Raw genomic sequence first — 24,698 nt, 5'->3', positions numbered from 1 at the left:
GAAAATATCTCTCTGAATGGCATACCAGAGATGGAATGGTCCTTGATAGCAGCTCATATGTTATCAATTGTTTCCAGTTTCATATTCCTTGCCTATCTTCAAGAGCTTACAGTCATGTAGGCAGTCACTTACGTTGCACTCGAGTTACTGAAAGTTACCGACCATTGACAGCCGAGATTCTCGATGCCATAGCAACCTACATAGCCCTGAAAAAGCATCAAGCCACCCCTCTTCTTGATCAATATCAAGACAGTTTCAAGAAAGCTTGTAAAAAACCCCGACAGCATTCGCTATCGGGGTTTTGAGTCGGAAGTCGTTGAAACCGGCAATGCCTCAGAACTGTTCCCAATCCTGATCATTGGTCAAAGCGGGCTGAGCCGTTTTGACCGACGCTGGCACAGGCTTGCGCTGGCCTTGATCGACTAACGCTGCAGCCCTCGAGCCAGCGCTCATGCCGGCCTTTGCAGCCGGCTCGACCCGATTGTTCAGCGCCGCAGTGGCAAAGCTCTGGGCCTGATTGCCCAACTGAAAAATCGCCACCGAATCGACCAGTGCCTTGGCCTGGCGCTGCAAAGAGTCGGCGGCTGCCGCGCTCTGCTCCACCAGGGCCGCATTCTGCTGCGTGGCCTGATCCATCTGGGTGACGGCTTCGCCCACCTGAGCAACGCCCTGGCTCTGCTCACGGCTGGCTGCGCTGATCTCGCCCATGATGTCCGTCACGCGGCCGATGGCCGTCACGATCTCGGCCATGGTGGCGCCAGCCTTGTCCACCAGTTGCGAACCTTGCTCCACGCGCTCCACGCTGGCATGGATGAGCTGCTTGATTTCCTTAGCCGCCTCGGCGCTGCGCTGGGCCAGCGTGCGCACCTCGCCCGCCACCACGGCAAAGCCACGGCCTTGCTCGCCGGCACGTGCCGCTTCCACGGCCGCATTCAGGGCCAGGATATTGGTCTGGAAGGCAATCGAGTCGATGACCCCGATGATGTCGGCGATCTGGCGACTGCTGTCGTTGATGCCCTTCATGGTGTCCACCACCTGGGCAACCACATCCCCGCCGCGACCCGCGACATCGGAGGCATTCTTTGCCATTTGATTGGCTGTCTGGGCGTTGTCGGCGTTCTGGCGCACGGTCGAACCCAGCTGCTCCATGGAGGCCGCCGTTTGCTCCAGGGCACTGGCCTGGCTTTCGGTGCGTGCCGAAAGGTCCGCATTGCCCTGGGCGATTTCACTGGACGCCAGGGCCACGCCATGGGCATTGCCGCGCACATCCTGAACCACGGAGGACAGTTGCCGACGCATGTCTTCCAGCGCATTGAGCAGCAAGCCCATTTCATCGCGGCGCTGGTTCTTCACCACCATGCCCAGCCTGCCGGCAGCCACGGCCTGCGCCAACTCAACTGCCGTGGCCACGGGAGCCGTGATGGCACGTGTCATCGCAATGCCGACCACGGCGGCAAACAGCACCACCAGCGCCAGCGTACCGAGCAGCCAGTAGCGGGCCAGCTCGAAACTGGACTTTTCTGCCTTCTGGGCCTGGGCCGCATTCTCGAGCTGCAGCGTCATCAGCTTGCCCGTGCTTTCCGCCAGCTGGCTGAAGGCCTGCTCGGACAACCCGGCAAAAAACAGCCCCAGCTCGTCGGCCATGCCGGCCTGGCTGTCCACGGTGTTGTAGTCGCCGTCGCGAGCACGCGCCAGCAGTTGCTCGTGCAGCTTCAGGAAATTCGCCTTGTTGGCCTGATAGCCCTCGTAGGCCTCGCGCAGCGGCTGGCTGGCAATCAGGTCGTTGACCACTTTTTCCTGCTCGGCGATGGTTTTCAGGCGCTGCTGGATCTGCTGCTCGTAGCCTTCGATCTCGACCAGCGTGCGAGCGGTGGCGATGCCCGCCTCATGGCGTCGCAGCCGGTTGTACTCGGAGCGCATGGAGGCTGCGTTGTAGACGCTGGGCAGCGCCACTTCGGAAACCTCACGGCCCGCTGCATGAATGCTCGATAGCTGCAACCAGGCCACCAGGCCGAGCAATGCGGAGAAAAACACCAGCGCCGTAAAGCTGACGCCCAACTTGGTCCCCACGCGCCAGTCCGAAATCTTCCAACTCATGCGCTCCCCCTCGTATCTATCGATGCAGGCCATAAAAAAACGCACCAAGCGAGATCCGCCAGGTGCGTTTCAAATTGTATATATACAGATTGCGAAGCTTCTCTGCAAGTAAAGGTTAGAGACCCTTTACTAGTTTGGATCAGCCCTTGTAGTTGGCGATACCGTCCACGATTTCCTTGTGTGCCACGTCCACGCCCTTCCAGCCCAGAACCTTGACCCACTTGCCCTTTTCCAGATCCTTGTAGTGCTCGAAGAAATGAGCGATCTGCTGCAGGGTCAGCTCATGGATGTCGCTGAGGTGGTTGATCTTGTCGTAGGAAGGCAGCAGCTTCTGTGTGGGCACAGCCAGAACCTTGCCGTCGATGCCGGACTCGTCTTCCATCTCCAGGATGCCGATGGCACGGCAGGGCACGACCACACCGCTGGGCAGGGGGAAGGGAGTCATCACCAGCACGTCCACGGGGTCGCCGTCGCCAGCCAGGGTCTTGGGCACATAGCCGTAGTTCACGGGGTAGTGCATGGCTGTGCCCATGAAACGGTCCACGAACAGGCAGCCGGTTTCCTTGTCCACTTCGTACTTCACGGGAGCCGAGTTGGCCGAGATTTCGATGACGACGTTGAAGACTTCAGGCGTCTTGGAGCCGGGGGTCACATTGTTCAGAGACATGATGGTTGGGAGAAGTAATACAAAAAGCCCGCCAGAGCCAACAAAGCATCGGCACCTGAGGGTCAGCCCGCGATTTTAGGCGCATGACCCTAACGCAGGCATTACATATTTGAAAGATGCACGCGCAGTTGTGTATTACCGCCAGACGCCGCCGGCCGCGACACCCATGAAAATTCACTCAAACCAATATGCACATAGCCGACTTAGCTCTCAGAACGAGAGCATTTCAGGCGCTCACCGGATGCCGGCGACGCACGGGACCGCTGCGCTGCTCCACCGCCGCCTGCACCTCCTTGCGCAGCCCCAGAGCAAAACCCAGCTCGGCCGCCACAAACAGCGGGCCTATCAGCAGACCCATCACATCGTCAAGAAAAGCGGGCTTGCGTCCTTCCCAGTAGTGACCGACGAACTGGATCACCCAGCCCAGCACAAAAAGGCCCAGCCCCCAGGCCAGCCAGCTCCCCATGGGCTGCGCGGCGACAGGAGTCGCCAGCGCCAGCATGGCGGCCAGCAACACGCTCATGAACAGGCCGTAGCGCCCGTCGAGCCGCCAGTAATACACTGCTGCAGCAACCGCTGCCAGAAGGGCCAGAGAGATCGGCATACCGCCAAGCGCTCCCCATTGCAGCCTGGCCAGCAGAATCACCACCGCCTGCATGATCATGGGCACACCGATGTAGTGCGTGACGATATTGCGCGGGTCGCGGTGGTAGTCGGCGTAGTTCGACAGTTGATCGATTAGGGTTTTCATCGCTGTATCTCCTGGTCGCTTGTCAGAGCATGGTGGCGCAGCATCAACCTTGCCGTCTGTCATGCCACCGACACAAGCGCTAAACCCCTCACCCAGGCCTGTACTGGCCTCAGTGCCCACTGCACGCAATCGCGGCAGCTTCGAGCATGTCAACTCCAATGATCTCTGGGCCATCGTGCAGGCCGGCCGCTGGTTCCGCTCACTGCCGCCGGAATTGACCGTCCAGATGCAGCAACTGGCCCAGCCAAGGCTGCTGGCCGCCGGCGAATGGCTGTTTCGCCGCGGCGATGCCCCCTGCGGCCTGTATGCGGTGGCCAGGGGCTCGCTCAGCATCTCCGGCACGGCAGCACTTCAGGAAAACACCCGCACGGCCTTGCTGACCTTGATCGAGCCGCCGAGCTGGCTGGGCGAGATCGCCCTCTTCGATGGCGAGCCCCGCACCCACGACGCCTGCGCCAACACCGCCTGCGCCCTGCTGCATATCCCTATACCGCCGCTGCGCGAATGGCTGGATGCCAACCCGCATTGCTGGCGCCACATGGCCCTGCTGCTGACCCACAAGCTGCGTGCCAGCCTGATCGCGTTGGAGGAGCAGACCGTGCTGCCGGCACCGCAGCGCGTGATGTGCCGTCTGGTGCAAATGGCCATGGGCCACGAGCAATGGGCCGACCGCATGCGCACCCACCGCGAGCTGGCCGTCTCGCAGGAGCAGATCGCACGCATGCTGGGCCTGTCACGCCAGACTACCAACCAGATCCTGCAGGAGCTGCAGCAGGCCGGCTGGCTGCAACTGCGCCGCGGCAAGCTGGAAGTTCTCGACCTGGCCGCACTCAAGGCAGCCGCACTCACCGGGGAAATACCCACGAGCAGCTAAGCGCTGCCAGCCTGGCTCGGGGTCCCCCGTCCCGCCCCGCTGTCCGCTTGGTGCTGGACAAGACTGCTATCTCTTTGATAATGAAACCGGGTCTGATGCACCAGACCCGGCTCAAGATCATCGCGGGCGACCCAGCCGAGTTCCGACATGGCGTCGTTGTCGCCCGCCATAACAACGGATACCCCATGCCCCTGTCTCCCAGTGCCAGCCGCAAGCCAGCCCCCATCAATATGCGCGACGTCAAATACCGGGGCTATGCCCGCGATGACGGCATGTGGGACGTGGAAGCCGAGCTTATCGACCAGAAAACCTATGACATCGAGCTGCACGGCCGCCGCAAAGTGCCGGCAGGCAAGCCGATTCACCATATGTGGATCCGCCTGACCATCGATGCCGACATGGTGGTGCACGGCATAGAGGCCGCCATGGACGACCACCCCCTGGGCCACTGCCCCCAGGCCACAAAGTCCATGCAGAAGATGGTGGGCTGCTGCATAGCCCGCGGCTGGCGCCGTGCCATTGCCGACAATCTGGGCGGGGTGGTGGGCTGCACGCATCTGCGCGAGCTGCTGTTCAATATGGCAACGCCCGCTTTTCACACCGTGCTCAACCAGTTCGGCCCCAATGGCTCGGGCCTGCCGCCACGCCATCTGGGCCAGTGCCTGGGCTGGGACTTCAACGGCCCCGGCGTGGCCGAGTTCTACCCCGAGTTCAAAGGCTGGAAGCCGCTCGCTCAGCAACCCGTGGAAACCACTATAAAAGACTGATCCGCAATACCATCAAGCGCTAACAGCTATCAAATTTGATAAGCCACAACAAGCCCGCAGCCGGCCCGGACTTCGCGCTTGCGGCACAATCGAGCCCATGGCAGAACGTGTGATCCCTTTGGTCGATGAACGTGCGGCGACCCGCAACGCAATCGTCCCCAGCCCCCTGCAAGCCCCTACCGGGTTGCTGCAGGATCAATGGGGACGGCCTTTGCGCGACCTTCGCATCAGCGTCACCGACCGCTGCAACTTCCGCTGCAACTACTGCATGCCCAAGGAAGTTTTTGACAAGAACTACCAATATCTGCCCCACAGCTCGCTGTTGAGCTTCGAGGAAATTACGCGCCTGGCCAGGCTTTTTGTCGCCCATGGCGTGCGCAAGCTGCGCCTGACCGGCGGCGAGCCGCTGCTGCGCAAGAACATCGAAGCCCTGATTGCCCAGTTGGCCGAGCTGCGCACGCCCGATGGCCAGCCGCTGGACCTGACACTGACAACCAACGCCTCGCTGCTGGCGCGCAAGGCACGCGCCCTGAAGGACGCCGGTCTGAACCGCGTGACCGTCAGCCTCGATGGACTGGACGATGCCGTGTTCCGGCACATGAACGATGTGGACTTCCCCGTGACCGATGTGCTGGCCGGCATCGAGGCTGCACAGACTGCGGGCCTGTCGCACATCAAGGTGAACATGGTGGTCAAGCGCGGCACCAATGACGACCAGATCCTGCCCATGGCCCGCTACTTCCGCGGCACGGGCATCACGCTGCGATTCATCGAATACATGGACGTGGGAGCCACCAACGGCTGGCGCATGGACGAGGTACTGCCCTCGGATGAGGTCATAGCCCGTCTGCGCGCCGAGCTGCCGCTGATCCCGCTGGCCCCCAGCGCCCCGGGCGAGACCGCCGTGCGCTGGGGCTATGCCGATGCCAGCGGCCGACATGATCCGCAACTGGGCGAGGTGGGCGTCATCAGCAGTGTGACCCACGCCTTCTGCGGCGACTGCAACCGTGCACGCCTGTCCACCGAGGGCCAGCTCTATCTGTGCCTGTTCGCCAGCCAGGGCTGGGACTTGCGCAGCCTGCTGCGCACCGGTGCCAGCGATGCCGAGATTGCAGCCGCCATTGCCCCCATCTGGCAGCAGCGCGATGATCGGTACTCGCAAATGCGCAGCGAAATGCCCCCCGATGTGGCGCCGGTGCGGCAAGGTCGGCGCATCGAGATGAGCTATATCGGTGGCTGACTCACGCATCGCCCCCGAACAGATCACCGGTTGCGTGCTGGCTGGAGGACGCGGTGTGCGCATGGGCGGGGTGGACAAGGGCCTGCAAAGCTTTCAAGGCTTGCCACTGGCACTGCATGCATTGCAGCGCCTGGCTCCGCAGGTCGGCCCCTTGCTCATCAATGCCAATCGCAATACAGCCGCTTACGCCGAGCTGGGTCAGCCACTGGCTGCCGAGGTCTGCGCCGACAGCCTGCCCGACTACCCCGGCCCGTTGGCGGGCTTCATGGCCGGCCTCGCGCATTGCCGCACGCCATGGCTGCTGTGCGTGCCCTGTGATACGCCGCTGCTGCCCCTCGATCTGGCTGCGCGAATGCTGGCGTCGCGTGGCGATGCCGATATCGTCATCGCTCACGGCTGGGATACCGAGCATGCCCAGCCAGGGCAGCCGCCGCAACTGCGCGTCCAGCCTGTGTTCTGCCTGCTGCGGGCAGGGCTCGCCTCCAGCCTTGAGCGCTTCATCACCGGCGGCGGCCGCAAGATAGACGCCTGGACCGGCCAGCATCGCAGCGCCCAGGCCGTATTTGACCGCCCCGGGGACGAGCAGGCCTTCAGCAACGCCAACACGCTGGCCCAGTTGCTTGATCTGGAGCAAACCGCCCCCGAACGCCAATCCTGAGTCACCGGCACCACCTGCCACAAGCGTAAAGTGCCACGCAGCCCCATGGCCGCATCTTGTCATGAGGTTTCTTATTTTTTTGCTGTTATGACTGCGACTTTTCAACCCGCCGCTTCCACCAGCGCCCAGACGCTGACCACTGACCAGGTGCTGCAACAGCTGCAAGCCTTGCTGCAGCCGCTGGGTGCGGTCGCCGAGGTGGAAACCGTCGCCCTGCCCGATGCCCTGGATCGTGTGCTGGCAGCCGATGTGATCTGCCCCGTCAACGTACCGCCCCATGACAACAGTGCCATGGACGGCTATGCCTTTGCCGGCAGCGAACTGGAGCAGGCGTGGTCCGGCCAGCCGCTGATGCTGCGTGTGGTGGGGACGGCTCTGGCAGGAAGACCTTGGCAAGGCCGGCTTGGCGCGGGCGAATGCGTGAAGATCATGACGGGTGCGGTCATGCCGGTGGGTGCGGATACCGTAGTCGCCCATGAGCAGGCCAGCTCTGACGAGAAGTGCATTCAGTTTGACGGCAGTGCCCTGCGTGCAGGCGCCAATCGTCGCCTGCGCGGCGAAGACCTGGAGCAAGGCTCCGTGGCGCTGCAGGCCGGCCAGCGCCTCACACCAGCCGCCCTGGGTCTGCTGGCCAGTCTGGGACTGGGCCAGGTCAGCGTGCGGCGCCGACTCAGCGTGGCTTACTTCTCCACCGGCGACGAGCTGCTGACCCCAGGCGCCGAGCCGCGCGATGGAGCCATCTACGACAGCAACCGCTTCAGCCTGCAGGCGCTGCTGCGCCGACTGGGCGCCCATGTGCTGGACCTGGGGGCCGTGCCCGATGAACCGGCCGCACTGGAAGACCGCCTGCGCGAAGCAGCCACCCTGGCCGATGTGGTGCTGACCAGTGGCGGCATCAGCGCCGGCGAGGCCGATCACACCCGCGCGATGCTGCAGCGCCTGGGCACCGTGCAGTTCTGGCGGGTGGCCATGCGTCCCGGTCGGCCGCTGGCCGTGGGCCTGCTCGCTCCCGCCGGAGGAATCTCACTGACCAGATCGGCAGGCATCCCGATCAAGACAAGCGCAAGCAGCCCCCAAAATCAGAGTAATCCGCCGCCCACTCAGCGCCCGGCTGTGCTGCTGGGACTGCCCGGCAACCCGGTGGCCGCCATGGTGAGCTTTCTGATGTTTGTGCGCCCAGCCCTGGCCATGCTGGCAGGCGAACGCAGCACCCACATGCCATTGCTGCAGGCGATCAGCAGCGAGCGCCTGCGCAAACGCCCGGGCCGTACCGAATATCTGCGCGGCGTGCTCGAACTCGATGAGAAGGGCCAGGCCGCCGTGCGCACCACGGGACCGCAAGGCTCGGGCGTGCTCAGTTCCATGGTCGCCGCCGACTGCATCATCGTGCTGGACGATGCGCGCGGCGATGTCCTGCCCGGAGAATCCGTCAATGTCCTGCTGCTGCAGGGTCTGATCTGAAGACGGACTTTCTGCCTGGTCTTCGACCCTCGATCCATTCTGGGAAATATTTCATGCCATACCAAGCCACCCACTGGGCCACAGAACCCACAAGGCAGGCCATCGATGCGCTCAAGGGCGCGAATTTGCTGGAATTTGGCGCCCCCTGGTGCGGCCACTGCCAACGCGCCCAGCCGCTGTTGCAGTCCGCGCTGTCAGCCCAGCCGGAAGTGGCGCACATCAAGGTGGAAGATGGTCCCGGCCGGCCGCTGGGCCGCAGCTATCGCGTCAAGCTCTGGCCCACGCTGATTTTTCTGCGTGACGGCAAGGAAGTGGCGCGCATCGTACGCCCCGAATCCGAACAACAGATCCAAGAAACGCTGGCACAAATCACGAGCTGAGCCAGCGCAGCTGGCCCGGCTCCTGGCTCAGCCGTTCTTGAGCGCCAGCTCCACGCCCTTGTTGGCCAGCGCATCGGCGCGCTCATTGCCGGGGTCTCCGGCATGGCCCTTGACCCAGCGCCAGTCGATACGGTGGCCGCTGCCCTGCACCAGCGCGTCCAGCTGCTTCCAGAGTTCGACATTTTTGACGGGCTCCTTGGAAGCAGTGACCCAGCCCTTGGCCTTCCAGCCCTGTATCCACTCGGTAATGCCTTTGCGCACGTACTGACTGTCCAGATACAGCACCACATCGCAGGGACGCTTGAGCGCGGACAGCGCCTCGATCACGGCCTTGAGCTCCATGCGGTTATTGGTGGTTCCCAGTTCACCACCGAAGAGTTCTTTCTGCGCCGATCCGGCCTGCAGCAATGCGCCCCAGCCGCCAGGGCCGGGATTGCCCTTGCAGGCACCATCGGTATAGATCACAACTTGATTCAATTTTCTTCCTTGTTACGCCAGGACATGTCCGGCGGCTGCTTCTGGGTCACGGGCGCCTTCATGCCGGCCGGCACGCTGCTCTTGCGCCAGCTCGGGCTCATCAGCCGCATGCCCTGCACACGCTTGACGGCCACCACACAATAGACGCCCCCCATCACCGGCCAGCAGCGGTGGCCCAGGCCTTCCATGAACTGCCAGCGGCTCAGCCACTTCTCACTTTGAGTGGCAGGACGATAACAGCCAAATTGCACTGCTTCGATCTCGAAGCTCAGCAAACGCAGCCAATCGCGCAAACGCCAATAACCCACACCCAGGCTCAAGTCCGGCAAATATCCCGCACTGCGCTCCACCCGGCGCTGCAAGCCCAGCAGACTGGAGGGGTTCAGCCCGCTGATCACCAGTCTGCCTTCCGGCACCAGCACCCGCGCAGCCTCGCGCAGCGCGGCATGCGGATCGTTGCAAGCCTCCAGCGTATGCGGCATCAGCAGCAGATCGAGGCTGGCCTCGGCAAAAGGCAGGGCTTCCGGGGCGGTTCTGAGCGCCGGCACCAACGGGGCAAAATTCTGTGCATCATCAGCGGGTGGCAGCGGCGGCGACACTGCGGTCGCCTTCGCTTGCGCTACAGTGCCTGCTTTTGCATCCGGAACGGGATCGAGGCCCTCCAGCGCCAGCCAGCGATGAGGCATGCGGTTGCTGCGCAGGCCTTGCAGCTGTGGCAAGCCCAGCTGCAAGGCGTGGTAGCCAAAGATATCCGCAACCGCCTCGTCAAAGCGCTGCTGCTCCCATTCCAGGAGATAGTGCCCGAGGGCTGAATCCGTCCAGTGATGCATCTCTATAATTTTGCAGCTCATGAACCTGTTGCCCATTCCCGCTTTTTCCGACAACTACATCTGGATGCTCCACGATGCAGAACATGCCGTGGTCGTCGATCCGGGTCAGGCCGAGCCTGTGCTGAGCACATTGGCACAGCGGGGCCTGAAACTGCAGGGCATTTTAGTCACCCACCATCATGCCGACCATGTGGGCGGCATCGATGCCATTCGCGCGGCCACCGGCGCCCCGGTCTGGGGCCCCGCCTACGAGTCCCTGCCGGAGCCCGTCACACGCGTGCAGGGAGGCAACAGCGTGGAGCTGCTCGGCGGCCCCTGGAGGGTCATCGATGTGCCGGGACACACCAGCGGTCATATCGCCTTCTTCAGCACACAGGCACAAGACCAGCCCCTGCTGTTCTGCGGCGACACGCTGTTCTCGGGCGGCTGCGGGCGCCTTTTCGAAGGCACGGCAGCGCAGATGCAGACTTCGCTGGACGCACTGGCCGCCCTGCCCGGCAACACGCTGGTGTGCTGCGCACATGAGTACACAATTTCCAACCTGCGATTTGCGCAGGCCGTGGAACCAAACAACCCGGAACTGGCTCAGTATCTGGAATATTGCCAGCAACTGCGCAAGAACGGGCAGCCCACGCTGCCCTCCACATTGCAGACCGAGCTGGCCATCAACCCGTTCATGCGAAGCCGCGCTGCCGATGTGATCGCAGCCGCCGTGCACCATGATCCTCAAACCAGGCCCGAGGAGCCCGCCAGCGTGCTGTCTACCTTGCGCCAATGGAAAAACGTTTTCTGATGAAGCTGCTATCCACCCTGCTGCTGACAAGCGCACTGATATTGACCGGCTGCGCCACCACCAGCAGCGTCGACCCCATGTATCCGAACGGCCCGCTCAAACCCCTGGGCCAGGGCAAAGTCGGCAGCTCTGAAGTCGCGGAGCTTGAAGCCACGGGCGATCTCTGGGTTCGCATCCGCAAGGGCTTTGCCATGCCCAATCTTGAGCAGGATCTGGTCCAGAACCAGGAGCAGTGGTATGCCACGCGCCCCGACTACATACAGCGCATGACGGAGCGGTCGAGCAAATACCTGTTCCACATCGTCGAGGAACTGGAGCGCCGCAATATGCCGACAGAGTTGGCGCTGTTGCCCTTCATCGAGAGCGCCTTCAATCCTCAGGCTGTCTCCAGCGCCAAGGCCGCCGGCATGTGGCAGTTCATGCCGGCCACGGGCACCTATTTCGACCTCAAGCAGAATGTCTTCCGCGATGATCGCCGCGATGTGCTGGCCTCGACCCGCGCCGCGCTCGACTATCTGCAAAAGCTCTACAACATGTTCGGCGACTGGCATCTGGCCCTGGCCGCCTATAACTGGGGCGAGGGCAGCGTGGGCCGCGCCATCAAGCGCAACGAAAAGCTGGGCCAGCCCGCGGGCTACCTTGATCTGCAGATGCCTGCCGAAACCCGCAATTACGTGCCCAAGCTGCAAGCCGTCAAGAACATCGTGGCCGAGCCCGAGAAGTTCAACACCGAGCTTCCCATCATCGAGAACCACCCCTATTTCCAGGCCGTGGATCTGCCGCACGACATCGACGTTGAGCTGGTGGCCAAGCTGGCCGATGTGAGCGTCAAGGACTTCAAGGCGCTCAACCCCAGCTTTCACAAACCGGTGATCTTTGCGCGCGCCACGCCGCAGGTGCTGCTGCCCTGGGACAACGCCAAGGTTTTCCGCCGCAATCTGCAGGCCTATAGCGAAGGCCAGTTTGCCAGCTGGACGGTATGGACCGTGCCCACCACCATCACCGTGGCTGAAGCCGCCCAGCGTGCAGGCCTGGGTGAAGCCGACCTGCGCGCCATCAACAACATCCCTCCACGCATGCTGATCAAGGCCGGCTCGGCTCTGATGGTGCCGCGCGATGCCAACGTCAAGACCGATGTGCCCGGCCATGTGGCAGACAACGGCCAGATCTCCTTCGCCCCCGAGATCGTGACCGTGCGCACCACGGTCAAGGCGCGCAAGCGCGATACCCTGGTCAGCGTGGCCAGCCGCTATGGCATCAGCGTCTCCAACCTCGCGGACTGGAACGACCTCAAGTCCACGGCATCCTTGCGCCCCGGCCAGTCGCTGATTGCCTACCTGCCCAGCCGCGCAGCCCGCAGCGCACGCGCCGAAGCCAACGACAGCCCACGCGAGTCAGCCCGCAATACCCGTGGCGGCAGCAAGGTGGCAGCCGCCAGCAAGAACACCAGAGCCGGCAGCGCGCCCGCTCCCCGTGGCGGCAAGAGCGAACCCAAGGCACGTGGCGGCACACCAGCCAAGAAGCGCAAATAAGTTTCGCCCCCCGCAAAAAAGCCCGCTGTCCGCAAAAACCAGCGGGCTTTTTCATCTCCACTCATTCAAAGAAATCAATAGCGGCACACGCGCGATATAAAAGCGCTGGCAGCCAATTCAAGCAATATTTTCAGCGCCTGTCCACCAGCGCGTGGGCAATCGTGCCGAGGTCCACATATTCAAGTTCGCTGCCTATCGGCACGCCACGCGCCAGCCGCGTGACCAGAATGCCGCGCGACTTGAGCGCCTCGCTGATGGCATGGGCCGTGGCCTCGCCCTCTGCCGTGAAGCTGGTGGCCAGAATCACCTCCTGCACCACACCGTCACAGGCGCGCTCCAGCAGCTGCTTCATGCCGATTTCCTTGGGACCCACGCCGTCGAGCGGCGACAGCCGCCCCATCAGCACATAGTAATAGCCCTGATAGGCCCCCGTGCGTTCCATGGCGGCCAGATCGGCCGGAGCCTCGACCACGCACAGCCGGGCCCCGTCGCGCCCGGCGTCATCACAGATGCTGCAGATAGCGCCTTCGGTAAACGTATGGCAGCGCTCGCAGTGATGAACAGAGTTCACCGCAGAATCCAGCGCCCGCGCCAGCTGCAGCGCACCAGCCTGATCACGCTGCAGCAAATGAAACGCCATACGCTGCGCCGACTTGATGCCCACGCCCGGCAGTCGGCGCAAGGCCTCGATCAAGGCGTCCAGAGATTGCACATCAGACACAGGCCTGTCCTTTCAGTCACCAGAAAAAAGGCGATCTGCCACTACGCAGATCGCCATTCATTCCCCTGCCCACAACGCTCGCATGCCCTAAGCCGGGGAAGCGGCACTGCCGCTCAGGGGGAAATCCGTCAGAACGGGAACTTCATTCCGCCGGGCAGGCCGGGCATACCGGCAGTAATCTTGCCCATCTTCTCGTTGGAGGTCTCTTCGGCCTTGCGCACAGCAGCGTTGAAGGCGGCAGCCACCAGGTCTTCCAGCATGTCCTTATCTTCGGCCAGCAGGCTGGGGTCGATGGTGATGCGCTTGACGTCATGCTTGCAGGTCATCACGACCTTGACCAGACCGGCACCGGATTCGCCTTCGACTTCAATATTGCCCAGCTCTTCCTGAGCCTTCTTCAGGTTGTCCTGCATGGCCTGAGCTTGCTTCATCAAACCGGCGAGTTGTCCTTTGTTGAACATGAGAATTCCTTCTTTTGTTGAAACGCCTTATTCAGGCTGAATAGATATGGGCTTGATGCTACCGGGCACGATTTTCGCTCCAAAGTCTCGCATCAAGGCTTGAACCTGCGGATTGCTTTTGACAATGTCCTCGGCCAGCAACTGGCTGGCTTGTCTTTCCAGGGCCAGTCGACGGGCAGGACTGTCCGTCACGGGCCCCTGCTCAACCTGCAATTGTCGCGCATGACCGGCTGCTTCCAGCGCAGCACGCAGACGATCACGTGTGCCAGCCTGATTGAGCGAGCTGGACTCCACGCGCAGTCGCCACAGATCGCCTTCACGCCCCAGCAGCTGCGACTGCAGCGCCAGCTGCCGCGCCACGGCCACCACGGCTTCGCTCTGCAGCAACTGCTGAACCACGCCAAACCACAGATCGCCCTCGGCTGTGCGCTCCACGGGGGCGGCATCCTGGGCCGTGCTGACATAGCCGCCGCTCGCGCTCTGGGCCGCAGGTTCGTCAGACTCCATGGGCGGCATGGCATGCAGGGGCTGGCCGACATCCAGGTCGGCATCATCGCCCCAGCGCCCATCGTCAGACCAGCCCTCATCGGGCATGCCTGCCCAGGCCGCCTCGCTGACATCCTGCTCTTCGGGAGCATCAGCCATATCGGTGCCCTCTGCGCTCTCGGACGCATCGTCGGCGGGCATCTGGCCAGCCTCTGCGACTGCTTCATGATTCGCCGAGGGCGTGGGTTGCTGAACCGCAGCAGGCTCAGGCATCACCGCAGGAACTGGCGACCGGGTCGACTCCGGGACGGCCTGCACCACCAGATCTGCTTCGGAATACGCCGCTGAATCTGGGCGATCGGCAACTGCTTGAATCTGTTCTGGCTCGGCCATGCCGACCACTGACGCGGGCTCCTGCGCCGGTGCGGACTCCAGCGCGGATTCCACAACGGGCTGCACGGACTGAACCTTGGCCGGTGGTGCCTCCATCGCCGCTGGCGGTGAAGCCGGAGGCTGCTGAATCGGAGTCGGAGTCTGGACAACAGGCCGGCTAGGCCTCAGCGCCGGAGTTTTTTTTTCAGCCATGCCGGCGTCGGCGTTTTCCGGCTTGAAGGCCAGCAGCCGCAGCAGCGCCATGGTCAGTGCAGCGTACTCGTCCGGGGCCAGCCCCAGTTCTGCACGACCGTGCAGGCAGATGCTGTAGAGCAGCTGAGTCTCGTCGCGCGGCATCAGACTGGCCAGTCGGTCTACTTCGGCGGCCTCCGGATCGCTGGCATCCAGTGGCATATCGGGCACGGCCTGCAACACGGCCATGCGCTGCAGCACGGTGCACATTTCTTCCAGAGTCGATGCAGCAGACAGACCGTTGTGGCGCAGCTCTTCGGAGACTTCAACCACCGTACGCCCATGACCCTGCGCCAAGGCATCGATCAGGCGAAAGACATGGCTGCGATCCACGCTGCCCAGCATCTGGCGCACCGTCGCCTCCTGCAACTGCCCGCTGCCAAAGGCAATTGCCTGATCGGTCAGGCTCAGCGCATCGCGCATGGAGCCACGCGCAGCACGCGACAGCAATCGCAGCGCCTGAGGCTCTGCCGGCACGCTTTCCTTGTCCAGCACATGGGTCAGGTGCTCCAGAACCGTCTCGGGCGCCATCGGGCGCAGATTGAACTGCAGGCAGCGCGAGAGCACAGTGACTGGCACTTTCTGCGGATCGGTCGTGGCCAGCACGAACTTCAGATATTCCGGAGGCTCTTCCAGCGTCTTGAGCATGGCGTTGAACGCGGTGTTTGTCAGCATGTGCACTTCGTCGATCATGAAGACCTTGAAGCGCCCCTGCACCGGCTTGTACACCGCCTGCTCCAGCAGGCTCTGCACCTCATCCACACCCCGGTTGGATGCAGCATCCAGCTCGGTGTAGTCAGGGAAACGGCCGCTATCGATTTCAGTGCATGCTGCACAAACCCCGCAAGGGGTTGCGGTGATTCCACCGTTACCGTCCAGGCCCTGGCAATTCAGAGACTTGGCCAGAATGCGCGACACCGTGGTCTTGCCCACGCCACGTGTGCCCGTGAACAGATAGGCATGGTGCAGGCGCTGCTGGGTCAACGCATTGGTCAGAGCCTGAACCACGTGCTCCTGCCCCACCATTTCGGTGAAGGTACGAGGCCGGTATTTGCGAGCAAGCACTAAATAAGACATAGCCTCTGATTCTACGGGGCCGGGGCATGCCAACAAGCCAGCTCCTGGAATCTCATTTCAAAGCTCGCGGGGCTGTGTCGGTTTTGCATCTATAATCGAGCGTGACGGGCCTCCTCGCATGGGGAAGCAGCCAACCGGGTCAGGTGGGGAACCAAGCAGCCCTAACTGTGGATACAGTGCCGAGATCAGGCTCGTCACCTTTCGATGGAAACCTCTTTACAGACAAGAGGCTGTCTTCCGAGAAAGGCAATTTCTCACATGAATAACAAATGCTGCAGCGCTTTTCCCAGGAAAAGTGTTTCGTGCTGACGTCATGTCTTGGATCTCAAATCGACCCCGGAGGCGGTGCTGCCCCGATCAGAGACGAATCTGAGCCCTTCGTTGCATCAGGATCTTCCGCAGGCCATTGGCAGGCAAGAGCGACAACCAAGAGGCCAAGATATCGGATGCAAAAAAGGCCGCAGTCGCGGCCTTTTGTCTCTACTGGATTGAAATGGCGCCGCACAGTGACGCCATGAAAATTCAAACCGGAACACCCACCAGATCATGCCCCTGCGTACCCACGATGCGCACGCTGATCAGCTCGCCCACCTTGTAGGTCTTGCTGGCCTTCTCGGGCGGCTGGATGTGAACCACACCGTCGATTTCGGGAGCATCGGCATAGGTCCGGCCCACACCGCCCTTTTTGCCCAGGCTGACAGCCTTGTCCACCAACACCTTCATGACCTGGCCTACGCGACGCTGCAGACGCTTGGTGGAGACCTCCTCGGCCACCTCCATGAAACGCGCACGACGTGCTTCGCGTACTTCTTCAGGCAACATGCCGGGAAGTTCGTTGGCTGTGGCGCCTTCGACGGGACTGTAGGCAAAGCAGCCGGCACGGTCGATCTCGGCTTCGCGAATGAAGTCCAGCAGATGCTCGAACTCCTCCTCGGTCTCACCGGGGAAACCGGCAATGAAGGTGGAACGAATCACCAACTCGGGGCAGATCTTGCGCCACTCGCGGATACGGTCCAGGTTCTTTTCGCCCGACGCGGGTCGCTTCATGCGCTTGAGGACATCGGGGTGGCTATGCTGCAAGGGCACATCCAGGTAAGGCAGGATCTTGCCCTCGGCCATCAAGGGCAGGACCGCATCCACGGTGGGATAGGGGTAGACATAGTGCAGACGCACCCAGGCACCGTGCTGCTGCGCCAGCTTGCCCAGCTCGTCGGCAAGCTCCAGCATGCGGGTCTTGACGGGCTTGCCGTCCCAGAAGCCGGTGCGGTACTTCACATCCACACCATAGGCAGAGGTATCCTGGCTGATCACCAAAAGCTCTTTCACGCCCCCTTCGAACAACGCCTTGGCCTCCTTGAGCACATCGCCAATCGGGCGCGAGACCAAATCGCCGCGCATGCTGGGGATGATGCAAAAGGTGCAGCGGTGATTGCAGCCTTCGGAAATCTTCAGATAGGCATAGTGCTTGGGCGTGAGCTTGATGCCCGCGTCGCCAAAGCTGCCAGGCACCAGGTCCACGAACGGATCGTGCGGCTTGGGCAGGTGGGTGTGCACGGCGTCCATTACCTCTTGCGTGGCATGGGGGCCGGTGACTGCCAGCACGCTGGGATGCACCTCGGCCACCATGGTGGAGCCGCCCTCTTTGCCAGCCTTGGCACCCAGGCAACCGGTCACGATCACCTTGCCGTTGGCTGCCAGAGCTTCGCCAATAGTGTCCAGACTTTCCTTGACGGCATCGTCAATGAAGCCGCAGGTGTTGACGATGACCAGATCCGCGCCTTCAAAGGTCTTGGAAGTCTGGTAACCCTCGGCGCTGAGCTGCGTGAGAATCAGCTCGCTATCAGTCAAGGCCTTAGGGCAGCCCAGCGAAACAAAGCCCACCTTGGGGATTGTGGTTTGCGTGGGGCTAACGGAGTCGATTGATTTCATTTGATTTTTCCAGCAGCGCAGCGTCTACGCGCCAAGCAGAAATTTTATTTCAACGGCCAAATCAGCAGACTCGACTCTGTTGTTCGAGCCAGCTACACGCACGATGAAAACTGGTAAACGAAAAAGGCGCTACCGCTTCTATAGCTGTAGCGCCTGTATTCTGAGTGGTTCCGAGTGGCTCCACGAGATTTAAGCTCGCGACCAACGGATTAAAAGCCCGAGTCATCAACAAGCATTGACACGGCCAAAAACAGGTTATTTAGATGATTTTACCAGTTGCGCACCCAGGCTGCTCGCGCCCCCAGGTCTTTCCCCAAAGCTCAGGTATGCGATGGAAGCTTGCAACTCCCCTCCTCGGCCTGGCCAGAGACATCCCGTAGTTCCCCCTTAGCGCTCGCTACCGCGAGCCCGGTCAATATGGGCAGAAAAGCAGCGGCTGCAAGGCATTGCTCACCAGAGGCAAGCCGTTAGCAGAAGATTCTCGACAAGCTCTGAACATGCCGACAAACCGGGCGCTTGTCTTGTATGCGTGCACCAAGACAGACCGGCACAAAGACCAAATCCACTCCACCTGGGAATCGCTTGCATCATCCCCCGCGAAGCGAGCACACCTGACATGCCAGTTTGCCAGGGCCGCACCGAAATTTGCCGCTATCGAGCCATGGGATTGCCGTAAATTCGCACGATAGCCCCTGACAAGGCCCAGAGCCGTGAGCCGCCTGTCGCGAACACTCGAAATTCATGGATCAACAACTCCCACAACACATTCAAACGACTCCAAGCATTCATGCAACCTGAGCCAACAGCCCTTTCAGCAAAAAAGACACATGCTTCCAAGCGTACGGGAGTCGCCTATGCGTATCGGTGAACTCGCCGCGCTCACAGGCTGCACGCCCAAGGCACTACGCCTGTATGAGGCGCACGGCTTGCTCGGCACCGTGGCACGCCGGGGCAGCTACCGCAACTACGGCCCCGAAGATGTGCAGCGCGTGCAGTGGATCCGCCAAGCCCTGGCGCTGGGTTTCCGTCTGGCTGCGCTACAGCCGCTACGCAGCATCGATACCCCGGCCGGTGCCGCCGCCGTCCAGGCACTGCTCCAGACCCGGCGACGTGCCATTGCCGACGAGCTGGCGCGGCTGCTAGCTGCCGACGCAGCCCTGGCTGCATTGACCATGGAACTGAGCACATGCGACGGTGCCAAGACATGCCGTTCACCGGAGCAACTCTCCACTTGACGTAGTAGGGCTTGACTCTGTCCCGAAGGACAAGGTGATGCTGACGGCTCACGAACTCAAGCCTCCTCTATCACCATGTCCCGTCGCATCCTCATCATCCTCGGCCAGCCCTCCTCCAACAGTCTATGTGCTGCCTTGGCGAGTACCTATGCCGATGCCGCACGTCACGCCGGAGCCGAGGTCCGATTGCTGGAGCTGGGTGAAATGCAATTCGACCCCATCCTGCGCCACGGATACGAGCACAGCCAGCCGCTGGAGGCCGACCTGAGGGGCGCTCAGGTCGACATTAGCTGGGCGCAACATCTGGTGTGGGTCTATCCGATATGGTGGGGCGGGCTACCGGCACTGCTCAAGGGCTTTCTGGATCGCATCTTCCTGCCAGGCTTCGCCTTCAAATACCGGGCCAACTCTGCATTGTGGGACCGCCTGCTGGCCGGCCGCACTGCTGAACTGCTTGTGACAATGGATTTTCCCCCTTGGTACTACCGATGGATACAACGCCAGCCAGGTCACCGGCAAATGAAGCAGAGCATCCTTGAGTTCAGCGGGATCCGGCCCGTGCACGTGCACAGTTTCGGCCCGGTGGTCAAGTCCAGTGCTGCCAGGCGCGCCGCCTGGATAGAGCGCGTGCGCATGCTGGGCACTCGTGCAGGCTTACGCTGACAGCGTCCTTCCTTAGTAATCACCCACCGTTCTTCGCTGCGGCAGGAAGGATCGGCAAGCCACACGATTTTCGCTCCGTGAAACTCCACGCGACCAAGGAGTACGGCCACAGACCGCTGCGGGGCGGATGCATCGAACGGTTGAATCGCCGCCCATTGCAGTCATTCATTGAGGCTAAAAACCTGCCTCCCTCCAAAAGACACTTGTTGCAGTTTTCACAAACTGCGCAGCAGCCGCTTCCCATTTGCCGCGAATGCTGACTCTGCCACGCCAACGGTGTTGCAAAACAGCGTCCGTTTCAAGCGGTGTCACCACATCCAGCACCACTCTGTAGACCGGACGCTCCGGGTATAGGGTGCCTTGCATGCTTCGGACCTGAACCATGCCGCCAGCTGCCGCAGACAGCGCAGCTTCCGAGAGCGTGCGACTCGCATCTCGATCAACGCTGCGCACCATCAAATCCAGTACCGGCCCCACACCAGCGTCGGCGATAAAAATTGCGCTGTCGCCGATGCTGATGCGTTGAACATCTTCTTCCTGCACATAGACAAGAACCTCCAGTCGATCGCTGCCAACGACTCTACCCAGCAATTCATTCCGGGCCAGCCAGTCTCCCGTTCGAAGATCCGGATCCACGTCGCGCAGCACTCCAGCGCCCGAGGCATGCAGACGGTAACGACTGGCTTCGGTTTCCACCGCCTGCTGTTGAGTGGCCGCCTGCAGCTGACGCTCTTGCAGAATCTGCCAGTCCCTGCGCAGCTCCGAGTCGAAACCTGCTGCCGCTATTTGCTGCGAATACTGGGTCCTCTGCGCATCGTTCTGAGCCTGAGCGGCCTTGAGAGCCGGGGAGTCCAGCATAAAGACTGGAGCATCAACCTCGACCATGCGTGCGTCGCCAAGCATTTGCTGCTGCAGCTGCGATGCATCAAGCGCATGCAAAGGCCATATCTCGCTGGATTGCAACATACCCTCCGTACGGATTGGGGCAGGCAGGGGCAGCCAGCAAAGTGCAACAAGTACAAAAGCTACGATGCCACTCCAACGTGCTCTTCGACTACGGACGATCTGAGGCCAGCGCAAATGCCATGCTGCAATCTCGGACCAGAGAGGCTTGGCAATGAACCACACAATCTCCACCAGAAACAGCAAGATGCCCAGCACCTTGATGAAGAAGTGATACACCAAGGCGGCAATGCCCAAAAAAAGAGGTTCATCGCGCATTACCGGGGAAGGCTGCGCGAATCTTCAGAAAGAAATAGTCCTGATCGCGGTAGCCATAGGCCCGGCGCTTGATGACCTTGATGGTGTTGTTGATGCCCTCGACAACACTTGTGTTCAACGGATGCCGGCATCGGGCGATGATCCCGTGCAGGTAGCTTTGCAAGCGCTGAGCAAAGGTGCTCAGTGCTGTAATACCGCTTTGGCGCGCTTGCTCACACCAGTGCTGCCAGGCGCGATGCGCCCAAGCCGGACGACGGTAAAACCACAGCTGTTTTAGCTCATCGCGCAAGACGTATACCGCCATTAATGGCTCATTGGCCGCCAGCAGCTCCTTGAGCTGCACTGCTTGTTGAGCCTGCAGCTTGTTGCGATTGCGCAGTAGCAACCAGCGGCTGGACTTGAGCACCTTGCGCGCCAAGGGCTGTTGGCGCAGCAAGTTGGCCTGATCGACACGCACTCGGTCGATAACCTCCCGGCCATACTTGGCCACGACATGGAACAGGTCATAGACGATCTCGGCGTTGGGGCAGTTGGCCTGGATCTCCAGCTCGTAGGCAGTAGTCATGTCGATAGCAACCGCGCGAATGCGCTGGGCAACGCCAACGGGCAACTGCTCGAAGAACTGGCGGGCCGTCTCGCGTGAGCGCCCTTGCCCCACCCACAGCACCTGCCGGCTGATGGGGTCGACGACGACTGTGGCGTAGCGATGGCCCTTGTGCAACGCAAACTCGTCCATTGCCAAGTATTCGATCCGCTCCCATTGCGGCTGCGCGGTAGTGGCCAGCAATAAGGCCTTGTCGATGGACTTGACCGTGTGCCACCCAAGATCGAAGAAGGCCGCGACTGCCTTGATGCTGCTGCTGCGAAGCAACTGGCTGCACGCCTGTGCCAGACGGTCTGTGACGCGCTGGTAGCGACCGAGCCAGCTGAGTTTCTCCAGGCGCGGGCCACCACAGCTATCGCACCACAGACGCCGACGCGGCACATGCAGCACCACCTTGTATTCGAACAATGCCAGATCGCGCACGCGCCGTGTCGTGGTCTCATGGACTTGGCTGCACTGCGCACCGCAGCGCTCGCAATGCATGATGCTGGCCTGCGGCTTCAGATAGATCGACACGGTGCGGCTATCGCCCTGGGGCCACTGCACACGTTCAACCTCGTAGCCCTCCCAGCCGCCAAGAGCCTGCAATAACTTCGAGTCCAGCATTTGATTTGTTCTCCGATGTCAGCTTCGCAGCCGTCAGATTACAAAACGAACGGGCTCATCTCCACGGAATTCCTCGATGAACCAAAAAAGAACCAGTCGATAAATCCAGGTAGCCCAGGCAAACAAGATAAGCCCGCGACGTTTGACAACGGTAAAAGACTCCGGGGGAGGTTCACCGAGCTTGAATAATTTCTCTCTGAGATCCCAGCGTGCCAGCGCAAAGGCACGTGAGTGCAGATTGGGCATCTGTAGAAAATCGGACAACAGAAAATATCCATCAAAACGCATGAACGGACTTGCATTGATGACCAGCGTGCTGACCCATGTCGTAGTGGCCAGCAAAAAGGCCATGGACTTGGGGGTCCCTTCAGGTAACCAGACCCACGCCAGCAAGGCCCATGCGGCAATCATCAGCTCCGTTGCGATGCCAGCGCCCGCGACCTTGAGGCGCTGATCGCGCCGGGTCAATTTCCAGACCTCGTTGGTATCGGTGTATGCAACCGGCCAAAGCACCAGGAAGGCGACACCCATGGTCGGGACGCGGCATCCAAATCGCTTGGCCATCAAGCCATGCCCCAGTTCATGAAGCACCTTGACAAACCCTAGCGTCAGTCCATAGGCCAGCAGTCCTTGCCAGGTCAGCGAATCAACCAAGGTCGCAGTAAACACACCCCACGCGCGGGAAACGCCCCAAAGTCCAGCGCACAGAGCCAGCAAGGTAATCCAGCCGAAAGTTCGGCTGAAAAGAAAGTCCAGCCGCGGCGCCCACCGTGTCAGCCAGCGATCAGGCCTGATCAGCGGAACCCGGAAAAAGAGGTAGTTATGCAAAAGCCATTGCATCCAGCTTGAACGCCTGGACTGCCACCGCTCGGCCAGCGTGCCGGCACTATTGGGAAGTGGCTCCAACAGATCATTGCGCTGCGCAAACTGCAAAAGCGCATTCACGTCTTCCTCACGAAGCGTCAATGTCGTTTGAGCACAGACATCTTGCACAATCGCGTCAGCGACGCCCAGATGCCAGCGCTTGAACACCTCAAAGCTGGCCCAGTCCAGCTGAAAGAAAAGGTTGCGCACGGGATCATGCAGGGTCCAGCTCGGTTGACCATCGGACAGCACAGGACCGGGAAGCAGGTCCAGTTCTTCACGCAAAGCAGGCCATGCGGTACTCATGGGACTTACCAGGCAATAAACTGCCGCAGGACGGCCCAGGGCTTGCGCAGAACCCAGTAGGCCAAGGGTACCCAATCGCCTTGCAGCTTGGCGGTACCTTTGAGGCCGATACGGGCCTCCTCCTTGGCGAGCGACATGGACGCACGCACTCGATAGGCGTAGCTGCCATCTGGCCTGGCATTGGCGTCATACGCCATATACCGTAGCTTGCCCTCCAGCCCTGCCATGGGATTCGCTGCCAGATACAGCTTCACTGTGGAGCCCTGGGCCAATGGAATGGCATCACCGATGGGAACCCAGGCCTCGATTTCCACCTCATCGGGCCGGGCAATACGCATCACCCGCTCGCCGGTCTGCACAGGCTTGCCTAGCCATTCGGTGGGAGAGTCAAACAAAACCATGCCATCTTCAGGTGCCAGCACCCGGCTGCGCTCACGCTGATCGCTCAGATATTGCACATCTGCGCGCTTCTCACCTATGCGCCCGACGAGCGCTGCAAGCTGAGCCTTGGAGCGAGCGTCGCCCAAGGCCAGTTGGGCAGATTGTCGATATTCGGCTTCAGCGGTCAGCAGAGCTTGCCGGGCAACCTCCAGCCGACTGCTGATCTGGGCCTCATCCAGTCCAAACAAGCGCTCGCCTTTACGTACCACTTGATTGGGCTGGACATGAATTTGATCAATGACGCCATCCAAAGGCGCTCTCAACACCACAGGCTGCGCGGCAACGAGCTCACCAGGAGCAAGCACGCTCATGTGCACAGGCACAGCGCCAAGCACAAAAATTCCGCCCAGGATCCAGGTAGATTTTTTTTGCCACCCGCTTTTGGCGTTGACTCTCGATGCCGCAGGTTTTCGCCAGAATCTGGGCTGGCCTGCCTGCAATGCAGAATAGGCATGAAACCAGATATGACCCCATTCGGCGAGAAGCGGAAAGCGCTGCTCTTCAATTGCCTGCGCTCCCGAAAGAAGCAGTCCGCCTTTAGAAACAGGCTTTTGGCTATCTTGCAGCAGAGGCACCCATACCGCATAGGGCCCCAGCCATTCGTTCCATGAGCTTGCCAACTCGGGAGGAAGCTGAGCCGGTTCAATGCGCCGAACCTGAATCGGTTGCTGCGCCTGGAGAAACTGGCATACCGCATGCAGCCATTGGGCATAAGGCGTATTTCTATCCGTCTCTACCACGCCAGATAGGGCTGTTACCCCGCCGTCATCCAGCCACAAACATGCTTGACGGTAAGGTACGAGCAAACGGCTATCGTTGACCAGCAAAAACCGCAGTTCGGCATTACTGCGTGCAGCCCTGGCGCGATGCCCCAGCTCAAGCAGCAGCATTGCCGGGTTCACGCTCTGAGGAAAAACGGCTGCGTTCATGGCA

Annotated in this window: 23 protein-coding genes and 1 other RNA gene; 11 read left to right on the top strand and 13 right to left on the bottom strand. The window is 61.3% G+C overall.

Annotated elements, in window-relative coordinates:
- Nucleotides 1-333: 333 nt before the first annotated feature.
- From F0P97_RS08810 to F0P97_RS08800, 3 genes are all read right to left on the bottom strand, one after another.
- Nucleotides 334-2,097 carry a methyl-accepting chemotaxis protein gene (locus F0P97_RS08810; RefSeq protein ID WP_182286455.1) on the bottom strand — a complete coding sequence of 588 codons (1,764 nt, stop codon included), beginning with the start codon at nucleotides 2,095-2,097 and terminating at the stop codon, nucleotides 334-336.
- Between the two features lie 139 nt (nucleotides 2,098-2,236).
- Nucleotides 2,237-2,764 carry an inorganic diphosphatase gene (gene ppa, locus F0P97_RS08805; protein ID WP_182286454.1) on the bottom strand — a complete coding sequence of 176 codons (528 nt, stop codon included), beginning with the start codon at nucleotides 2,762-2,764 and terminating at the stop codon, nucleotides 2,237-2,239.
- A 226-nt stretch (nucleotides 2,765-2,990) separates the two neighbouring features.
- On the bottom strand, nucleotides 2,991-3,515 hold the full coding sequence (locus F0P97_RS08800) for a DUF962 domain-containing protein (RefSeq protein ID WP_182286453.1): 525 nt from the start codon (nucleotides 3,513-3,515) through the stop codon (nucleotides 2,991-2,993).
- A gap of 61 nt (nucleotides 3,516-3,576) precedes the next feature.
- Here F0P97_RS08800 and F0P97_RS08795 point away from each other — a divergent pair, with 61 nt between their 5' ends.
- The 6 genes from F0P97_RS08795 (at nucleotide 3,577) to F0P97_RS08770 (ending at nucleotide 8,895) form a co-directional block, all read left to right on the top strand.
- A complete protein-coding gene (locus tag F0P97_RS08795; protein ID WP_232538168.1) occupies nucleotides 3,577-4,389 on the top strand; it encodes a Crp/Fnr family transcriptional regulator in 813 nt (270 codons plus the stop codon).
- Between the two features lie 185 nt (nucleotides 4,390-4,574).
- Nucleotides 4,575-5,156, top strand: a complete 582-nt coding sequence (locus tag F0P97_RS08790) for a DUF2889 domain-containing protein (RefSeq protein ID WP_182287148.1) — start codon at nucleotides 4,575-4,577, stop codon at nucleotides 5,154-5,156.
- Between the two features lie 97 nt (nucleotides 5,157-5,253).
- Nucleotides 5,254-6,396: a GTP 3',8-cyclase MoaA gene (moaA, locus tag F0P97_RS08785; RefSeq protein WP_182286452.1), complete on the top strand. Its 1,143-nt coding sequence runs from the start codon at nucleotides 5,254-5,256 to the stop codon at nucleotides 6,394-6,396.
- Complete coding sequence (gene mobA, locus F0P97_RS08780; RefSeq protein ID WP_182286451.1) at nucleotides 6,389-7,054, top strand: molybdenum cofactor guanylyltransferase MobA; 666 nt, start codon at nucleotides 6,389-6,391, stop codon at nucleotides 7,052-7,054. The genes moaA and mobA overlap by 8 nt, the downstream gene beginning before the upstream one ends.
- A gap of 87 nt (nucleotides 7,055-7,141) precedes the next feature.
- Entirely contained in the window at nucleotides 7,142-8,515 is a 1,374-nt protein-coding gene (locus F0P97_RS08775; RefSeq protein ID WP_182286450.1) for a molybdopterin molybdotransferase MoeA, read from the top strand.
- 53 nt (nucleotides 8,516-8,568) lie between these two features.
- A complete protein-coding gene (locus F0P97_RS08770) occupies nucleotides 8,569-8,895 on the top strand; it encodes a thioredoxin family protein (RefSeq protein WP_182286449.1) in 327 nt (108 codons plus the stop codon).
- Nucleotides 8,896-8,922: 27 nt separating this feature from the next.
- Here F0P97_RS08770 and rnhA read toward each other — a convergent pair whose 3' ends face one another.
- Nucleotides 8,923-9,372, bottom strand: a complete 450-nt coding sequence (gene rnhA, locus F0P97_RS08765; RefSeq protein ID WP_003056672.1) for a ribonuclease HI — start codon at nucleotides 9,370-9,372, stop codon at nucleotides 8,923-8,925.
- Complete coding sequence (locus F0P97_RS08760; RefSeq protein ID WP_182287147.1) at nucleotides 9,369-10,202, bottom strand: class I SAM-dependent methyltransferase; 834 nt, start codon at nucleotides 10,200-10,202, stop codon at nucleotides 9,369-9,371. The genes rnhA and F0P97_RS08760 overlap by 4 nt, the downstream gene beginning before the upstream one ends.
- 19 nt (nucleotides 10,203-10,221) lie before the next feature.
- Between F0P97_RS08760 and gloB the strand changes: the two genes are divergently transcribed.
- Nucleotides 10,222-10,995 (top strand): hydroxyacylglutathione hydrolase, encoded by a 774-nt coding sequence (gene gloB, locus F0P97_RS08755; protein ID WP_182286448.1) that lies wholly within the window; start codon nucleotides 10,222-10,224, stop codon nucleotides 10,993-10,995.
- On the top strand, nucleotides 10,995-12,527 hold the full coding sequence (locus F0P97_RS08750) for a transglycosylase SLT domain-containing protein (RefSeq protein WP_182286447.1): 1,533 nt from the start codon (nucleotides 10,995-10,997) through the stop codon (nucleotides 12,525-12,527). The genes gloB and F0P97_RS08750 overlap by 1 nt, the downstream gene beginning before the upstream one ends.
- Before the next feature lie 130 nt (nucleotides 12,528-12,657).
- Here the strand turns inward: F0P97_RS08750 and recR are convergent, their stop codons facing one another.
- From recR to dnaX, 3 genes are all read right to left on the bottom strand, one after another.
- Complete coding sequence (gene recR, locus F0P97_RS08745) at nucleotides 12,658-13,248, bottom strand: recombination mediator RecR (protein ID WP_043007509.1); 591 nt, start codon at nucleotides 13,246-13,248, stop codon at nucleotides 12,658-12,660.
- 128 nt (nucleotides 13,249-13,376) lie between these two features.
- A complete protein-coding gene (locus F0P97_RS08740) occupies nucleotides 13,377-13,709 on the bottom strand; it encodes a YbaB/EbfC family nucleoid-associated protein (protein WP_003066189.1) in 333 nt (110 codons plus the stop codon).
- 27 nt (nucleotides 13,710-13,736) lie between these two features.
- Entirely contained in the window at nucleotides 13,737-15,896 is a 2,160-nt protein-coding gene (gene dnaX / locus F0P97_RS08735) for a DNA polymerase III subunit gamma/tau (protein ID WP_182286446.1), read from the bottom strand.
- Between the two features lie 103 nt (nucleotides 15,897-15,999).
- Here dnaX and ffs point away from each other — a divergent pair.
- Nucleotides 16,000-16,095: signal recognition particle sRNA small type (gene ffs / locus F0P97_RS08730), an RNA gene on the top strand.
- 323 nt (nucleotides 16,096-16,418) lie between these two features.
- Here the strand turns inward: ffs and rimO are convergent.
- Nucleotides 16,419-17,825 (bottom strand): 30S ribosomal protein S12 methylthiotransferase RimO, encoded by a 1,407-nt coding sequence (gene rimO / locus F0P97_RS08725; protein ID WP_182286445.1) that lies wholly within the window; start codon nucleotides 17,823-17,825, stop codon nucleotides 16,419-16,421.
- 854 nt (nucleotides 17,826-18,679) lie between these two features.
- On the opposite strand from rimO, the gene F0P97_RS08720 reads away from it, so the two are divergent.
- Nucleotides 18,680-19,060 (top strand): MerR family transcriptional regulator, encoded by a 381-nt coding sequence (locus F0P97_RS08720; protein WP_182286444.1) that lies wholly within the window; start codon nucleotides 18,680-18,682, stop codon nucleotides 19,058-19,060.
- 75 nt (nucleotides 19,061-19,135) lie between these two features.
- Entirely contained in the window at nucleotides 19,136-19,723 is a 588-nt protein-coding gene (locus F0P97_RS08715; protein WP_182286443.1) for an NAD(P)H-dependent oxidoreductase, read from the top strand.
- A gap of 174 nt (nucleotides 19,724-19,897) precedes the next feature.
- Here the strand turns inward: F0P97_RS08715 and F0P97_RS08710 are convergent, their stop codons facing one another.
- Genes F0P97_RS08710 through F0P97_RS08695 form a run of 4 tightly spaced genes read right to left on the bottom strand, consistent with a single transcriptional unit; the run spans nucleotide 19,898 to nucleotide 24,694 of the window.
- Nucleotides 19,898-20,944 carry an HlyD family efflux transporter periplasmic adaptor subunit gene (locus tag F0P97_RS08710; RefSeq protein WP_232538167.1) on the bottom strand — a complete coding sequence of 349 codons (1,047 nt, stop codon included), beginning with the start codon at nucleotides 20,942-20,944 and terminating at the stop codon, nucleotides 19,898-19,900.
- A complete protein-coding gene (locus tag F0P97_RS08705; protein WP_182286442.1) occupies nucleotides 20,934-22,154 on the bottom strand; it encodes an ISL3 family transposase in 1,221 nt (406 codons plus the stop codon). The genes F0P97_RS08710 and F0P97_RS08705 overlap by 11 nt, the downstream gene beginning before the upstream one ends.
- A 33-nt stretch (nucleotides 22,155-22,187) precedes the next feature.
- Nucleotides 22,188-23,324 (bottom strand): site-2 protease family protein, encoded by a 1,137-nt coding sequence (locus F0P97_RS08700; RefSeq protein ID WP_232538166.1) that lies wholly within the window; start codon nucleotides 23,322-23,324, stop codon nucleotides 22,188-22,190.
- Nucleotides 23,325-23,329: 5 nt separating this feature from the next.
- Nucleotides 23,330-24,694: an efflux RND transporter periplasmic adaptor subunit gene (locus F0P97_RS08695; RefSeq protein ID WP_182286441.1), complete on the bottom strand. Its 1,365-nt coding sequence runs from the start codon at nucleotides 24,692-24,694 to the stop codon at nucleotides 23,330-23,332.
- Between the last annotated feature and the right edge of the window lie 4 nt (nucleotides 24,695-24,698).

Origin of the sequence: Comamonas testosteroni, from assembly GCF_014076415.1 — a bacterium.
Lineage (GTDB): Bacteria > Pseudomonadota > Gammaproteobacteria > Burkholderiales > Burkholderiaceae_C > Comamonas > Comamonas testosteroni_F.
The sequence above is the reverse complement of the archived record's forward strand: the minus strand, read 5'-3'. Positions and strand labels throughout refer to the sequence as shown.